This is a genomic window from Ignatzschineria ureiclastica, assembly GCF_003121845.1.
GTDB lineage: Bacteria > Pseudomonadota > Gammaproteobacteria > Cardiobacteriales > Wohlfahrtiimonadaceae > Ignatzschineria > Ignatzschineria ureiclastica.
On sequence record NZ_QEWQ01000004.1, the window covers coordinates 361,153 to 376,206 of the forward strand.

Annotated in this window: 12 protein-coding genes; 3 read left to right on the forward strand and 9 right to left on the reverse strand. The window is 40.9% G+C overall.

The annotated features are described in order from the left end of the window. Positions 1-161 precede the first annotated feature (161 nt). Positions 162-1,418: a PLP-dependent transferase gene (locus DC083_RS07135; protein WP_109189524.1), complete on the reverse strand. Its 1,257-nt coding sequence runs from the start codon at positions 1,416-1,418 to the stop codon at positions 162-164. A 488-nt stretch (positions 1,419-1,906) separates the two neighbouring features. On the opposite strand from DC083_RS07135, the gene DC083_RS07140 reads away from it, so the two are divergent. Beyond that, a complete protein-coding gene (locus tag DC083_RS07140) occupies positions 1,907-3,559 on the forward strand; it encodes a hypothetical protein (protein WP_133243361.1) in 1,653 nt (550 codons plus the stop codon). A gap of 29 nt (positions 3,560-3,588) precedes the next feature. On the opposite strand, the gene bioD is transcribed toward DC083_RS07140, so the two are convergent. The 3 genes from bioD to DC083_RS07155 form a co-directional block, all read right to left on the reverse strand. Continuing rightward, positions 3,589-4,278 carry a dethiobiotin synthase gene (gene bioD / locus DC083_RS07145; protein ID WP_109189526.1) on the reverse strand — a complete coding sequence of 230 codons (690 nt, stop codon included), beginning with the start codon at positions 4,276-4,278 and terminating at the stop codon, positions 3,589-3,591. Between the two features lie 63 nt (positions 4,279-4,341). Further along, on the reverse strand, positions 4,342-5,301 hold the full coding sequence (locus DC083_RS07150; RefSeq protein WP_109189527.1) for a methyltransferase domain-containing protein: 960 nt from the start codon (positions 5,299-5,301) through the stop codon (positions 4,342-4,344). An 18-nt stretch (positions 5,302-5,319) separates the two neighbouring features. After that, positions 5,320-6,537: an aminotransferase class I/II-fold pyridoxal phosphate-dependent enzyme gene (locus DC083_RS07155; RefSeq protein WP_109189528.1), complete on the reverse strand. Its 1,218-nt coding sequence runs from the start codon at positions 6,535-6,537 to the stop codon at positions 5,320-5,322. Positions 6,538-6,799: 262 nt separating this feature from the next. Here DC083_RS07155 and bioA point away from each other — a divergent pair, with 262 nt between their 5' ends. Beyond that, a complete protein-coding gene (gene bioA, locus DC083_RS07160) occupies positions 6,800-8,101 on the forward strand; it encodes an adenosylmethionine--8-amino-7-oxononanoate transaminase (protein WP_109189529.1) in 1,302 nt (433 codons plus the stop codon). Positions 8,102-8,218: 117 nt separating this feature from the next. Then, a complete protein-coding gene (locus DC083_RS07165; RefSeq protein ID WP_109189530.1) occupies positions 8,219-9,130 on the forward strand; it encodes an alpha/beta fold hydrolase in 912 nt (303 codons plus the stop codon). Positions 9,131-9,481: 351 nt separating this feature from the next. On the opposite strand, the gene purH is transcribed toward DC083_RS07165, so the two are convergent. The 5 genes from purH to purC all read right to left on the reverse strand — a co-directional run bounded on the left by purH (position 9,482) and on the right by purC (position 15,027). Next, on the reverse strand, positions 9,482-11,023 hold the full coding sequence (purH, locus tag DC083_RS07170; protein WP_109189531.1) for a bifunctional phosphoribosylaminoimidazolecarboxamide formyltransferase/IMP cyclohydrolase: 1,542 nt from the start codon (positions 11,021-11,023) through the stop codon (positions 9,482-9,484). A gap of 319 nt (positions 11,024-11,342) precedes the next feature. Next, complete coding sequence (gene purN, locus DC083_RS07175) at positions 11,343-11,909, reverse strand: phosphoribosylglycinamide formyltransferase (RefSeq protein ID WP_109189532.1); 567 nt, start codon at positions 11,907-11,909, stop codon at positions 11,343-11,345. Then, positions 11,909-12,919 carry a phosphoribosylformylglycinamidine cyclo-ligase gene (gene purM / locus DC083_RS07180; RefSeq protein WP_109189533.1) on the reverse strand — a complete coding sequence of 337 codons (1,011 nt, stop codon included), beginning with the start codon at positions 12,917-12,919 and terminating at the stop codon, positions 11,909-11,911. The genes purN and purM overlap by 1 nt, the downstream gene beginning before the upstream one ends. Further along, a complete protein-coding gene (gene purF, locus DC083_RS07185; RefSeq protein ID WP_109189534.1) occupies positions 12,920-14,320 on the reverse strand; it encodes an amidophosphoribosyltransferase in 1,401 nt (466 codons plus the stop codon). It lies immediately after the preceding gene. After that, positions 14,320-15,027, reverse strand: coding sequence for a phosphoribosylaminoimidazolesuccinocarboxamide synthase (gene purC / locus DC083_RS07190; RefSeq protein ID WP_109189535.1), 708 nt, complete (start codon positions 15,025-15,027; stop codon positions 14,320-14,322). Before purC ends, purF begins: the two co-directional genes overlap by 1 nt. Positions 15,028-15,054 lie beyond the last annotated feature (27 nt).

Genomic DNA, 15,054 nt, shown 5'->3' on the forward strand with positions numbered 1-15,054 from the left:
AAATCTCACACTAGCTACTTAAACACTATTTCTCTTAAACCCAATTTACTATAATTGAAAATAACTACAGCGTCATCAAAACACCAAAGCCACTCAACAATGAGTGGCTTTGGTTTATAACTTATCTAGATATTTCAAATACCTGCATTAGTACCGCAAGTCTACTTTAAGGCTTGTGCAATATCTGCTTTCAGATCCGCAACCTCTTCTAGCCCGACAGAGAGACGAATCAATGTTGGATCAATTCCCATGACTTGTTTCATCTCTTCGGTAAAAGTACCGTAAATCGTCGATTCAGGATGAATAATTAGCGTACGATTATCAAAAAGATTCGTTGCCCGACGAATCAGCTGTAAGCGATCCATTAATGCAAAACAAGCCTCTCTTGATTTGAGCGAGAATGTTAACATCGCACCAGGATTGCCATTAAAGAATTGATCACTTAAAGCTTTATAAGGGAAACTCTCGAGTTTTGGATAAGTTGCTTTTACCACTTCCGGTAATGACTCTAAGAATTGTGCTAACTCATAAGCACTTGCACTCATACGTTCATAACGTAATTGTAGTGTCTCTAATCCTAGAATTTGTGCATAAGCACTATCAGGGTCCATACAAGCACCAAAGTTACGGGCAATTTCTCGTTTAATCTTAAACATAAAAGGCGAGAATTGAGCGGTATTGCTCACTTGTGCTAAGCGCTTATTGTGTGACCAATCAAATGTACCATAATCTACAATCGCACCGCCCAATGAGGTTGCCCCACCCGATACATATTTCGTTGTAGAAACCACTTCAATATCAACCCCCCAACGAAATGCCTCAAATGCACCCCAAGGAATCACTGTCGTATCCACGATAAGCGGTACATTATGACGCGCAAGCATCGGCTTAATTTGCGTTAAATCGGCAATCTCAAGATGAGGATTCGTCATCACTTCACAGAAAAAAGCTACGGTATTCTCATCAATTGCTGCTTCGATCTCATCGAGATGATCCGTATTCACAAACCGAACTTCGACACCGAAAGAGGCAAGTGTAAATTGGAACAGCGCAAAGGTATTTCCGAATAAATGAGGTGATGTCACGATATTACAACCGGCATAACAGATTGCCATAAATGTATTTGAAATCGCCGCCATTCCACTACTAAAGAGCATCACATTCTCACCTTGTGAGATCGCTTTAATCTTATTTTCAAGCGCTTCAACTGTTGGATTAGTAATACGTGAATAGGTATGAGAAGCCACTTCTTCTTGGTTTTGGAATGCTTTCGCAATTGCTACCGAATTAGGAAATTCAAAGGCCGCCGATCGATAAATAGGGGTATTCATTGCCCCATGAACATCGGGGTGATTTTTCTCTGTACTCAAAATTTGACTCGTAAAGCCTAGTGAGTGATTCTCTAATTTGCGTGCCATTGCTTCTATCCTGTGGTCATAATTGCGAATGATGATTTTGATGCTTACTATCGGGATCGATATCGTACTTTATAATACCTTGAGTTATATCATAATAGTGGTCAATTCAATCAAGTAAAACAATCAACTAGTTTACACCATTTCATTGATACTATTAAAATAGTGAAAAATTTATAATAATTGATCTATCTAAAGTAAAATAAATCCCTATTAAGATCAATGCAAAAATATAGATCTCTACGAAAAGTCTAAGGTTACTGACCACGAGTATTGTATGATAATTTCTAGAAACGCATTATTATTCACAATATGTATTAACCTTATATTGTACTAACCCTGTATTCGAGGAATTTATGAATCAAAGTACCTACCATCACGTTGCAACCGTAACTCGATGCCATACAATACTTTTTCCTCAAATCATAGCGCGCTATCTCGGTAGGTACTGTGCAATATTACGCGCATCTTTTTCTCGATTGATTCTCTTAATGAGTATGACATTACTTGCCGCTTGCTCCCAAGATAACAGCGATAAGCTCGAATCAGGAATCTATATACCGCAAAAGATTACGGTCCAGCTCACAGAAGCGGAAAATTCGCCGATGTTTGACAGTCAAAAAAATGAAGCCTTGCGCTCAGAGATTGAAGCACATTTTACCGACAGTTATTTCCAAGTAAATGCTGATGCTATTGAATATTTTGCGCCTGATACTTATTCCCAAGGCATTATTACGCCGGATAATATCATTATCACGACTATAGCAACTTTTGAATTAATACCTCAATCCGCTAAAAAATTTACACTCAAAAGCTTAGATCACGATTATTGCCCTATTTCAGGTTGCCAAATCACATTGCAATTAGAGAAAGTAGCGCAAGATAGCCCTCTGCTCAACACGTTACTTCAATCTACCACAGAAACTATCGCATCAGATCATAATGCCACAGATTCTGCGATTGCATTAAGTCAAACGGCACAACAAATTAAGAACTATATTGATACGTCTTATTGGGGCATTATTCATAGTATTACAGATACGCTTTTTTTCAAACTAACGCCTATTCAGAGTAATGGCCTAAGTTATGGCTATCCGACACATTCGATTATTCCACCCTTTACATTGGGTGGTATCTCTATCGATCCTGCTGATCCTGAAGTAGAAGTGCTCTCTTTTTATAGTGATGAAGCTCCGAGCCAAGAGAAAAATGGTATTCAAACTATCTCTTATCTTTTTGTAGTCCCTGTGACTGAAAATCCTAATCTCTCATTTAAACAATTAGATAGCGATAATACTCGGGCATTCTCTTCTGATCAAGGCTATATCGCCGAAGATCATGGTGGATTTTATGCGGTAAATTACCGCTATTTTCCAGAAAGCCAACAGATGATCATTGGTTTAACGGAAGGTGTGACGCTAGAAGCTGTAACGGATCACTTCCGAGCACTCCACAATATTGTGCAAAATCCCGCTCAACTCTCCTCAAAAGCGATTACACTACAAGATATTACTCTGCCCCTTGCCACTCTTGAAGAACGTTATCAAATTACCCTTAAAGAGATGTTTCCTGTAAATGATGTACTCAAACAGTACCAACAAAACTTAAGCGATTGGCTCAAATCTTCGGCAATTTTGGTCGGTGATGCGCCCTCGGTAGATAATGGCTATCACACCTTTATTCGCAATAGCTTTAACTACCATTTCCCAGAACTTAAAATCAAACTGCACACAAGCCCTCTCAAAGAAATTCTACACAATTTGCAAAATAATACTCACGATCAGGCTACAGATCATAATAAACAGACGCTATGGCAAGATCCGATCTTTATCTACAACACAGATCCCTATGTTGCATCAGGATTGAGTTATTTCAAAGAGATTCAGCCCGGCATTACACTCGAAATTTTCTCAAGTCCATATCAAGGTCATACCGCTGAAAAAGTACTATTTGGCAAACTCCTCTCGCAATTAGATCTCTCACCATTGCCGGCGGTTCCTGTCGAGATGATTCCCAATATTGGCCGTTACAGCGTTGATCAAGAAGTAGAGATCCATCAACCACTGAGCCCCAAAGGGCAATATCAGTTTAAAGAAGGAATTACAGATCGGTATGGGAAGTTGGTCAAACCTAGAGCAAACTAGGCTTTACCATAAATATTGAATATACTCATCTATCTTAATCCAAAACAACGCAAATCAAACCGGCTCTCTTTCTGTTCGGATTCAGCGCTTTGGTAGAAAACTTCACCAATCATAGGGATCTTTGTAAATGCTTGAATACCGGCAATATAGTGATTCAAGCTTTCTGAATCTGACAAGTGATTAGCAATCCAACCAGTCACTTGTAAACCTGCTCGTTCAATGGCTTCAAAAGTCAAACGCGCATGATTAATGACACCTAATTTAAGCCCCACAACGACGATCACCGGCAATTGATTTGCAATCACCCAATCACTATAGCTTTCGGTAAAACTTAACGGTGTGTACCAACCGCCTGCGCCCTCCACAAGAGTGATGCGATTCAGTGATTCTAATTGATGTAACCCCGATGTTATTTTATTTGAATCAATGGGTTGTCCTAATTTTTCAGCAAGAATATGAGGTGCTTCCTCCTCTTCAAAAAAATAGGGATTCACCATTTCGTAACTCAAATCATCAAAAGAAGCAGTGAGATGTGCATAAGCATCCGGATTTTTAAGACCGATCGGCGTTATTGCGGCACCAGAAGCAACGGGTTTATAGCCATTTGCCGGCAATCCTGATTGATTCAAGGCTTGTAATAACGCTCTTGAAACATAAGTTTTACCGATTTCAGTATCCGTCCCTGTGATAAACCAGCTTTTCCCTTTTACTTGTGTCATTCCCTCTCCTTTATTTCTAATCATTCTTATATCTCTTAACTGAATCTTGTTCCCTGTTTGATCTTATACCTTACCCGGTAAGGTAATATAGGCAACGCGATAGGTTAATCGATAAGCTCCTAGCCTCTGAAAATAAGCCTCTAATTGCTGATAAGCTGATTTCCCTAACCAAGGTCGCGCTTGATTGGGTAGGCTATTTGCGCCGATATAACGGATGCTGGCAAGCAAATCTTTCAATGTTGGAAATTCAATAATCTCATCAACAACACTGACTTCCCCTTTCAAAGCGCTCACCTCACCTTGAATCATCGCTTCTGATACAAAGGGTAAAATGTGTTCAGCATTATCAATCTGTTTGAAAGCTTCCCGTAACTCTTGTAAGGTTCCGGCTGCTAACGTGGTAATAAAAATAGAAGGTGCGCCCCAAGGTGCGACTTTTGCTACACGCTGTAATTCTATCAATGCACGTTTCAAATCTCGACACCACTGTACCGCTAAACTGCTAATGACAAAGTCATATTGCCGATTTTCCAATGGTAACGATTCAATATCCGCCTGCACATAACTGTGATAAAGATCTCGATCTTGTGCAACCTGTAACATCTCGGCAGAGATATCAAGCGCCGTTAAATCCAAATCTGTACTGAAAGTAGTTCCATATTCCGCTAATCGTTCCCCGATATATCCCGTCCCGGCACCGGCATCTAAAATGGATAATCGAATTGGATCATTGAAGACCTCGTTTAAATTCTTGCTCAACGAACTATTCTCCGCTTGCATCAAGGAATTCATCTGTTTAATTTGTGCTAAAACGGAACAAAATTGAGTGATCAGTTGATCTGCAATCCGACGCTGTATCACCGCATATTGCCCATATTGAGAAGCTTTTTTCCCAAATTGGGCGGCAACATTCTCTTTGTTCAACATCTCTAAGTTAGATAATTTTGAAATGGGGGATTCTGAAGGGAAGGATTCCGAAATCAAAGTTTCAGACACCAATGATTCTATCGCATTGATCTTCATAAGCTAATTTATAATCCTTTATAAATACTCAGCATCGAATAACACCTGATGAAAGGCCGCTATTAATTGATCAATCATCGCTGCTGTATGCGTTGCGGTAATCGTAATTCGAAGTCGAGCACTCTTCGGCGGGACTGTGGGTGGACGAATCGCCGAAAGCCAAATCCCTTGCTGCTTCAAACTATCCGCCACTTTTAAAGCATCATCCGATTCACCGATAATCAGCGGTTGAATGGGCGTATCTGAAGGCAGTAATTGTAAAGAGGATTTAAGTCGATGAGATTCAGGGATTTCTGAGAGTAAATCTTTCATTCTATTTTGAAAATAGTGAATATTTTTTCTCAATTTTTGTCGTAAAGCATCACCGATTTGACCACGAATCAATGTAAAAGAAGCTCGTAAAATAGCCGCTTGCATAGGGGGAATGGCTGTACTATAAATTAGAGGTCGTGAAGATTGAATAAAATACTCCGCCAATTGCGCCGATAATAGAATCGCCGCACCGCTACAACCCGCTGCTTTACCAAATGTAACCACTAATATATCTGGATGAATGCCAAAGTGATCACAAGTCCCCCGACCTTGATTACCTAAAATACCGATCCCATGGGCATCATCTACCATAAAAAGTGCTTGGTCCTGTATCACATTTACAAGCGCATCGAGCGGTGCCATATCACCATCCATACTAAAGACACCCTCTGTAATCACTATTTGTTCGGCATCTTCCGATAATAAAGATTGGGACAATAACTTCTGTAAGCTGGTAGGATCATTATGTTTAAAACGGCGTAACTCTCCCAGTGATAACATTGCAGCTTCCATGATAGAAGCATGGGACAGTTTATCTGCTAAAATACGATCTCCTTTTGCAATAAGAAGCTTGATAATTGCTTGATTAGCAGTAAAACCTGAAGGATAGACAATCGCGCGTTCATAGCCCAACCAGGTAGCTAAATCTTGCTCTAATGATGCTAAAGGTGCACTATAGCCAGTGACATGCCCTGAACCACCACTGCCAATACCATGTTCTCTCATCGCCTCCATCGCTATTTGTAGCAAATCAGGATGCTGACTTAAACCGAGATAATCGTTAGAAGAGAAGTTAAGATACGATCGACCTGCCACCATCATTTCACTCTGTGGTTTTATTTCACAAACCACACGCTGACGCTTCTGATTCTGCGATAGCGCTTGTTGTAATGCTTGATCAATACGCGCTTTCCACCCATTCATTATTTTACTTTATCCTCTAATATTGCAATGAATTGTCTTGTTATAACCGGTGATAAAAACAAAAAGTGGCGCTTTTCACAGGCCACTTATCAAAAATTATAGTACCATAATCCCTCATTGAACGAGTAGATTATCGTGCTGTAATCCTAGGAAATATCATAGCAATATGGATATTTTTCCCCTTAGGACAGAGGGTTATATCGCTATTATTGAACTATTCTGAAACCTTCATTCAACAATAATAAATAAGAGTTTTATCACCATGCAATCCATTGACCTGAACTTTGACCAACGCCATATTTGGCACCCCTATACTTCGATGAGTGAACCGCTTCCCTGCTATCCTGTTGTTTCTGCAGAAGGAACATCTCTATTCCTGGAAGATGGAAGAAGCTTAGTTGATGGAATGTCTTCCTGGTGGGCGGTATTACATGGTTATAATCATCCCGTCATTAATGCGGCCATAGAAGCGCAATTACACCAAGTATCCCATGTCATGTTTGGCGGTATTACTCATCAGCCGGCGATTGATCTTGTTAAAAAATTAGTTGATTTAACGCCGGAAGCACTCGAGTGTGTTTTTTTAGCAGATTCCGGTTCAGTCGCTGTAGAAGTGGCCTTAAAAATGGCTTTTCAATATTGGCATGCCCGTGGTGAAAAGCGCCATCGTGTGCTCTCCCTCTCTCATGCCTATCATGGTGATACTTTTGGTGCGATGGCAGTTTGTGATCCTAGCAACTCAATGCATTCACTCTATGGAGATTATCTGCCCAATCACCTTTTTGCCGAGCCTTTTACCGTAGGCTTTGAAGATCAATGGCAAGAATCCGCAGGTGATCACTTAAAATCTCTCTTTAAAGCGCATCATCAGGAGCTCTTTGCCGTTATTATTGAGCCTATTGTTCAAGGTGCCGGCGGAATGCGTTTTTATCACCCTAATTATCTCAAGCTACTACGAGCGCTTTGTGATCAATATGAAATTCCCCTTATTGCCGATGAGATCGCAACAGGATTTGGCCGAACAGGACGATTTTTTGCTTGTGAGCATGCCGGCATTGTACCCGATATCCTCTGTCTTGGAAAAGCACTCACCGGCGGCTATTTAACGCTCTCAGCAGTACTAACAACTCGCCATATCGCCGATACCATTAGCAATGGGGATGCAAAATGTTTTATGCATGGCCCAACCTTTATGGGTAATCCTCTTGCTTGCGCTGCGGCAAATGCCAGCCTAACATTATTAACCGATAACGATTGGCAAACCCAAGTTTCCCATATCGAATCTAAGCTAAAAACAGCACTCTATCCGCTTAAAAACAATCCTCATATTCGAGATGTTCGAGTCTTAGGTGCAATTGGTGTGATTGAGCTACATCACCCTGTAAACCAGGCTAAAATTCAGCAATATTTTGTAGAAAAAGGTGTATGGATTCGGCCCTTTAATCGACTAGTCTATATCATGCCACCTTTTGTAATCTGTGATGAAGCCCTCGCACAATTAACTGATTCCTTAGTACAATTGCTCAGTCGAGATGATTTTACCGATTTTATTAAGCCCGAATAAAATCAACAGCTGACCTAAAGTCAATCTCATAAATTTAATCAATGCAGCCACATTCAAATCAATCTTGGTAACGTTCACTCAGCCTTGATTAAGAATATTTAAAAAAGATTTCAACTTATGTCCACTCAAAGCACAACAAAAACGCAGCAATTATCGATTTTGCATCGAGATGAAGAAGTCACGCTCACCTATGATCATACGCTACCAACGTCATCACCAAGAGATAGAGAACGTCCGCGTCTTCTTTTTCTGCATGGGATCTTAGGCGACCGGAGAACTTGGCAAGATTATCCGCAATATTTCCCAGAACATGAAATAATCGCCTTAACACAATGGGGATTTGGCAAAGGGGGAGAACGAGATCAACCCCTCGATACTCAAGAGAGTGCCGAGACATTATGCGCCTTTTGTCGTGCTCTTAATGAGCAAGAAAATACGCCTCATCGCCCGTTTATTATCGTAGCCTGGTCTTATGCTTGTCATGTCGCACTCCTAGCAGCATTGGAAGCTCCGACCCTTTTTCAACAATTAATTCTTTATGAACTCATCATTCCAAGCTATGGAATGGATCAAGCGATACACACTGAATTTACTCAAGATCTCACCAAAATGATGAGCCCGATCATTCGCGCGACTCGCCGGAAAAAGAGCGCATTAGCTATTGATTATTTTATTGCCGCTTGCAAGAATCTACCGGAAACAGATACTAAAGAACCGAGTTATGGTCTTATGAATCAATCTGAAGCCTTACAAATCATCAAGCAAGAAAATGATTATACCCTTGCTAAATTACTCAATCAGAATGAACCACCAGAGATAAGTGCAGAATCCTTAAAAACACTTCACCAACAAGTTCCGATCACCATTCTCTGGGGCGAAAACTCCCGAACCATTTTTCAACTAAGCTCCAAAACAGCCGCTAAAGCCATCGAACAAATCGGGGGCGAAATCCCCAATGTCGATCATCTATTACCGGAAGAAGATGTGGTGAGGTTTAGTGAGATTGTTAAACACTCTCTTCTCGAATAAATACTTTTATAATAAATTGGTCTAAGAGAAATCATTATAAGTCGCTAGTGTGGGATTTTAAAAAAACCTAAAACTGTACTAAATAACATTTGCAAGATGCCGGATAGAACTGTTTTCTCGTCTCGATCAATCGATCCACTGGCATTTGGATAATGCTTATTTTGAACCGATAAAAAAACCGGAGAGCCATTCCTCTCCGGTTTTTGTTGACCTTAATTCATTCGTTGTCATTAGGAGTTACTAAAGCACCACACTATAAAGCAACATCTCAATGACGTGATGATGAATTAAGGGTTCCTCCAAAATCATTTCTGACTATTAAATGTTTGATTACTCTAATTGAGTATTGATTTAGTGTTTGAAATGGCGTACGCCGGTGAAGACCATTGCAATGCCATATTGATTAGCAACATCTATTGATTCTTGGTCTTTAATAGAACCGCCTGGTTGAATCACTGCTTTAATCCCTGCTTTTGCCGCATTTTCTAAGGTATCTGGCATTGGGAAAAATGCATCTGATGCTAAAACATTACCTTTAGCCGCTTCACCTGCTTGATCAAGGGCAATCTGTGCAGCGCCCACGCGATTCATCTGCCCTGCACCTACACCCAGCGTTTGTCCCTCTTTTGCCACAACAATCGCGTTTGATTTCACATGCTTCACAATTTTCCAAGCAAAGAGTAGAGCCTCCATCTCTTCAGCTGTTGGCTGACGATCAGTTACTACAGTGAAACTCTCTGGATCAATCACAGCGCGATCTAAAGTTTGGACTAATAAACCACCATTCACTGCAGTTGTTGTAACCTTCTCTGCCATACGCTCTTCTTGAGGATTATTTTCTAATAGACGAATATTTTTCTTCGCCATGAGGATCGCTTTCGCTTCTTCTGTGAAGCTAGGTGCAATAATAATCTCTAGGAAAATCTCACTCATCTTTTCAGCGGTTGCCGCATCAACCGTCTGGTTCGTTGCAATGATGCCACCAAAGATAGAAGTGGGATCTGCTTCATACGCGCGATTCCATGCTTCTAATAAAGTTGCCCCTAAACCCACGCCGCAAGGATTCATATGTTTGACCGCTACTACAACGGGTTCTTGGAATTCCAACATAATATTGATTGCTGCATTAGCATCTTGAATATTATTATATGAGAGTTCTTTACCATGGATTTGTGTTGCGTGTGCAAGCGAGTTATTTTGCGCAAGTGGGGTTCTATAAAAGGCCGCTTCCTGATGAGGATTTTCACCATAACGCAAACCTTGTTGTTTCTCATAAGTGAGCGTTAATTTCTCAGGAAATTGATCGCCAATTTCATTCGCAAAATATTGCGCAATGAGCGCATCATAAGCCGCAGTGGTTTGATACACTTTCAAGGCTAAACGCTGACGTGTTGCAAAAGTAGTATCACCATTCGCTTTAAGCTCAGCAAGCACAATAGCGTAATCATTAGGATCGGTAATCACTGTAACCGACTCATGATTTTTAGCTGCACTACGCAACATTGAGGGACCACCAATATCGATATTTTCAATGGCTTCATCATAGCGCACCCCAGGTTTTGAAATGGTCTCTTTGAACGGATAGAGATTCACAACCACCATATCGATATATTCAATACCATTATCAGTCATCGCTTTGGTATGAACATCATTCCCTCGTACAGAGAGTAATCCGCCATGCACCATTGGATGAAGTGTTTTTACTCGGCCATCCATAATTTCAGGAAAGCCTGTGATATCGGAAATATCCTTGACGGCAATCCCTGCATCACTAATGGCTTTTTTAGTACCCCCCGTTGAGATAAGTTCAAAGCCAAGTGCTACTAATTCGGCTGCAAATTCGGTAATCCCTGCTTTATCACTCACACTTAAAAGCGCGCGTCGTTTCGTCATGATCTACTCTGTCCTTTTCATTAACAATGTTCAATAATCGCAATAACAACGACATAGTTATACTGATCCGATGAAGTGAATACCTCATCAGGACAATCTCACTATATCCTAAAGTGCTACTCTCTATTTTCACTCTCTCAAAGAAATACTCTTTTAAAGAGTGTTTTACCTAACTCAGATCTATTTGAGACCCTTTTAAATGATAGATATCTCTCTATATTCTCCTAGTCTCTAGAAGCTATTTCGAGAGATACCTTTTTAATCAATCTCTTAATCTCTTAATCTCTTAATCTCTTAATTTGCGATAAATTCTTCAGGATTAATCTGCAAATAAGAGTGCCAAGGTCTGCGGGTAGAGCCGATGTTCTACATGATGAACCATCTGTAATACTTCATCTAGTTGCTCTCTACCGGTCAATTGAATCGCCTCTTGTGCAATGAGCTCTCCTGTATCCATTCCCTCATCTACATAATGAATAGAGACACCCACTTGGCGTTCGCCCGCTTCAATCGCCTGCTCAACCGCATCTTTCCCCTTATAAGCTGGCAATAATGAGGGATGAATATTAATAATATGCATTGGATACGCCTCTAAAAGCGTTGAACCCAATAACCGCATATATCCGGCAAGAATCACCCACTCAACATTTGCGTGTTTGAGCTTTGATACAATCATCGATTCATAATCTGCCTTAGAAGCAAACTCTTTAGCCGTAAAAACGAAGGTTGAAATTCCTCTCTTCTCTGCCTTCTCAATGACTTTCGCATGCTTTTGATCGCACACTAGCAATTGAATTTCGGCCTTTAATCGACCATCATCAATGGCTTGTGCTAATGCATCAAAATTAGAACCGGTGCCAGAGGCAAAAATCGCAATTTTCTTCATTATTGAATCTCAATTTGGCCGGTTTCAGTAATTTCACCAATGAGTGAAGCATTTGGTAATAGTGCGAGTGTCGCAGCTACATCATCAGGATTAACGACAATCATATAACCAATACCCATATTAAAAACAGTGAACATCTCTTTATCAGAAATACCTGCTTTCGCTTGTAGGAATGGGAAGATTGCCGGTGGTGTCCAAGTAGATGCCTTAAATTTTGCACCCATCCCCTCCGGCAACATTCGTGGCACATTCTCGTAGAAACCACCGCCGGTAATATGCGCCATCGCATTTACTTTCACTGATTGAAGTAAGTTAAGCACCGGTGCGACATAGATCTCTGTAGGCGTTAATAACACTTCACCCAACGGTTTATCAAACCCTTCATATTGTGTATGAAGATCTAAATTTTGCTCCTTGATAATATGGCGGACTAGTGAAAAGCCATTACTATGAACGCCACTTGAGGGGAGCCCTATAATTTGATCTCCAACTTTGACATTAGCTTTATTCACGCGCGCATCTTTTTCCACAACACCCACTGCAAATCCAGCAATATCATATTCACCATCTTGATAGAAACCCGGCATTTCTGCTGTTTCCCCACCTAACAGTGCGGCACCCGATAATTTAGAACCTTCAGCAACCCCTTTTACAATCGCTTCGATTTGTGCAGGATCATTTTTACCACAAGCAATATAGTCGAGGAAGAAGAGCGGCTCTGCCCCTTGTGTTAAGATATCATTCACACACATTGCAACGGCATCGATTCCTATCGTATCGTGGATATCCATATCAAAGGCTAACTTGAGTTTAGTCCCAACACCATCAGTGCCAGAAACAAGCACCGGTTTTTGGTAGTTGAGTTCAGAGAGATCAAAAGACCCACCAAAATCCCCAAAGATATCCATTGCACCTAAACGCATTGTACTCGCAACATGCTTTTTGATACGTGCTACTGATTCATAGCCAGCCTCTAAATTCACGCCGGCTTCTTTATATAATTGACTCATTTATGCCTCATTAAACTGAATATTAGTTGGATAATGGTTGGTAAAACAGCCTAAGCAAAGACCACAATTCACGCCACGACTCTCTGAATGACCGGTTGCGCGGATCAGTCCTTCTGGACTTAAAAATGCAAGGGAATCCACATCGATAAATTGTCGCATCTCTTCTACCGTTTGATAATGTTGTGCCAATAGTTCTCGAGGATTTGTGGCATCCACACCATAGTAGCAAGGATATTTGAAGATAGGCGATGATACGCGCATATGGATCTCTTTCGCCCCTGCGGTACGAAGCAATGCTGCAATACGCTTACTCGTAGTACCTCGCACAATCGAGTCATCAATGAGAATCACACGCTTATTCTTCACAATACTACTAATTGCCGAGATCTTCATTCGCACACCCCGTTCCCGAAGTTCTTGTGTCGGTTGAATAAAGGTACGACCAATATAACGATTCTTAATCAATCCCATCTCATTTGGCAATCCTGAAGCTTCAGCATACCCCACTGCTGCCGAAATACTTGAATCAGGAACTCCGATGACAATATCTGCATCAATATGGGCTTCTTTAAAGAGCTCAACGCCGCTTCTTTTACGAACCGCATGAACGTTCTTCCCTTCTAAATCACTATCAGGGCGTGAGAAGTAGACATATTCCATCATACAGAGCGCATGAGTTCTCTTTGTCTCTAAAAAGCTTGAGATCACCTCATTATTCTGAATCGTAATCACCTCACCGGGTTCCACATCGCGTACAAACTCCGCACCCACAATATCAAAAGCACACGTTTCTGAGGCAAAGACATAACCGCCATTAGGCATTTTCCCCATTGATAGCGGGCGAATTCCATGCGGATCTCTAGCAATATAGAGGCCGCTATTGTGCAAGACAGTGTAACTATAAGCGCCTTCAATCTGCAATAAACTCGTCTTTAATCGCTCAAGGAAGCTTCCTTGACAACGGCGTAGAAGATGCCCTAATAACTCTGTTTCACCCGATGAGTGAAATACACTGCCTTCTCGCTCTAAACGTACCTTTAATTCATCTGAATTAGTTAAAGCCCCATTAAAAGCGATCGCAATCGTTTCATCTGTGGTGCTTAATACAATAGGATGAGCATTCACAACACCCCGAGAGCTATTTGTCGGATAACGTACATGGCCAATGGCTACACTTCCCTCTAAACTCTGTAATTTTTTGGGATCAGCAAAGACTTCTGTTAATAGGCCTTCCCCCTTTACACAGATAATACGACCATCCTCTGTTAAAGTGGCAATCCCGGCACTCTCTTGGCCACGATGCTGTAGCGCATGTAGACCATAATAAGTGAGGGTTGCAGCTTCCATATTACCGGACACTGCAAAGACACCACACTCTTCATTTAACTGTTTAAAACCCATTACACACGATCCTTTAAGCGACGATGAATTTCCCGATACGCTTCAATCACATTGCCTAAATCTTGACGGAAACGATCTTTGTCCAATTTACTATGTGTCTCTTTATCCCAAAGACGACAAGTATCAGGGCTAATCTCATCCGCAAGCACGATCTCACCTTGAGGATTACGTCCAAACTCCACTTTAAAATCCACAAGCGTAATGCCAATCTCATCAAATAATTGTTTAAGTAATGTGTTAATTTTACGTGCTTCGCTTGAGATTGTTGCGATTTCAGCTTCTGTCGCTAACCCTAATGCTAAGGCATGGTCGGCATTAATGAGTGGGTCATTCAATTCATCTTTTTTGTAGCAAAATTCTAAAATCGGGGGATTAAGCTCTGTTCCCTCTTTAATACCTAAACGGCTTGTTAATGAGCCGGTTGCCACATTACGCATAATCACTTCAAGTAATACGATATCAATTTTTTCACATAACACATCACGTTCATTTACTTGTTTAATGAGATGTGTTTTGATCCCATTGGCGATGAGATAATCAAAAATCATGGTAGAAATCGCGGCATTCAAGACACCCTTATCTTCAAATTGGGCTTTTTTCGCGCCATTACCAGCAGTTGCATCATCTTTATAGTGAATCAAAACCTCATTCGGATTATCTGTACTATAGATCTGTTTTGCTTTGCCTTCATAAAGTAGTGTAGACATTGTGTAACTCCTCAATTTAAAGATAGA

Excerpts from the sequence above, each read along its gene's own strand:
- DC083_RS07135 (WP_109189524.1), bottom strand. The coding sequence starts at position 1,418 with ATGGCACGCAAATTAGAGAATCACTCACTAGGCTTTACGAGTCAAATT.
- DC083_RS07140 (WP_133243361.1), top strand. The coding sequence starts at position 1,907 with ATGAGTATGACATTACTTGCCGCTTGCTCCCAAGATAACAGCGATAAG.
- bioD (WP_109189526.1), bottom strand. The coding sequence starts at position 4,278 with ATGACACAAGTAAAAGGGAAAAGCTGGTTTATCACAGGGACGGATACT.
- DC083_RS07150 (WP_109189527.1), bottom strand. The coding sequence starts at position 5,301 with ATGAAGATCAATGCGATAGAATCATTGGTGTCTGAAACTTTGATTTCG.
- DC083_RS07155 (WP_109189528.1), bottom strand. The coding sequence starts at position 6,537 with ATGAATGGGTGGAAAGCGCGTATTGATCAAGCATTACAACAAGCGCTA.
- bioA (WP_109189529.1), top strand. The coding sequence starts at position 6,800 with ATGCAATCCATTGACCTGAACTTTGACCAACGCCATATTTGGCACCCC.
- DC083_RS07165 (WP_109189530.1), top strand. The coding sequence starts at position 8,219 with ATGTCCACTCAAAGCACAACAAAAACGCAGCAATTATCGATTTTGCAT.
- purH (WP_109189531.1), bottom strand. The coding sequence starts at position 11,023 with ATGACGAAACGACGCGCGCTTTTAAGTGTGAGTGATAAAGCAGGGATT.
- purN (WP_109189532.1), bottom strand. The coding sequence starts at position 11,909 with ATGAAGAAAATTGCGATTTTTGCCTCTGGCACCGGTTCTAATTTTGAT.
- purM (WP_109189533.1), bottom strand. The coding sequence starts at position 12,919 with ATGAGTCAATTATATAAAGAAGCCGGCGTGAATTTAGAGGCTGGCTAT.
- purF (WP_109189534.1), bottom strand. The coding sequence starts at position 14,320 with ATGGGTTTTAAACAGTTAAATGAAGAGTGTGGTGTCTTTGCAGTGTCC.
- purC (WP_109189535.1), bottom strand. The coding sequence starts at position 15,027 with ATGTCTACACTACTTTATGAAGGCAAAGCAAAACAGATCTATAGTACA.